The sequence below is a fragment of the Vibrio sp. 2134-1 genome, from assembly GCF_033339495.1.
The window spans coordinates 1-520 of the sequence record NZ_JAWOUS010000948.1 but is presented as its reverse complement, the minus strand read 5'-3'; the positions used below and the strand labels follow the sequence as shown (position 1 = coordinate 520).

Here is a 520-nt window from a genome sequence, read left to right as displayed (position 1 = left end):
CGAAGTAAGTTTTGTGGTGTTTGCTGTAATGCACTTCCATGGTTTTTGCGTCGATGTATGGCTCTAACGCATCGTATGGGTAAGGCAGAGCGGGAAATGTATGTGACATAGTAAATCCTCCTTAATCGGAGGATTTACTCTAATGTTAATGAAAATCATTATCAACTGAAATCTTGTAGGGTTATTTGCCTACTTTAACTAAAGGCAGCGTGATGGAGACGCGCAAACCTCCCAGTGGGCTGCGGCTCGCGACTATCGTACCGCTGTGCTGACGAATCGCACTTTCGGTGATGGTTAACCCTAATCCTGTGCCGCCAGAGTGACGATCACGAGCAGTAGACACACGATAAAATGGACGGAAAATCGCTTCTAACTCTTCATCCGGAACACCATCACCGTTGTCATCGACGGTAATCGTCAGTGTGTCAGTCTTGTCTTGAATGTCTATCTGCACTTCATCTTTTCCGTAATAAATCGCGTTGCGAATGATGTTTTCTACCGCGCTCATCAACAGTTTTGG

At 45.6% G+C, this 520-nt stretch carries 1 protein-coding gene and 1 pseudogene; both read right to left on the bottom strand.

The window, feature by feature from the left end; genetic code table 11:
• Positions 1–109: pseudogene (locus tag R7R78_RS29420) on the bottom strand (superoxide dismutase); the annotation flags it as partial.
• Between the two features lie 72 nt (positions 110–181).
• A partial coding sequence (locus R7R78_RS29415) for an ATP-binding protein (protein WP_225474999.1) occupies positions 182–520 on the bottom strand: 339 nt, incomplete at its 5' end.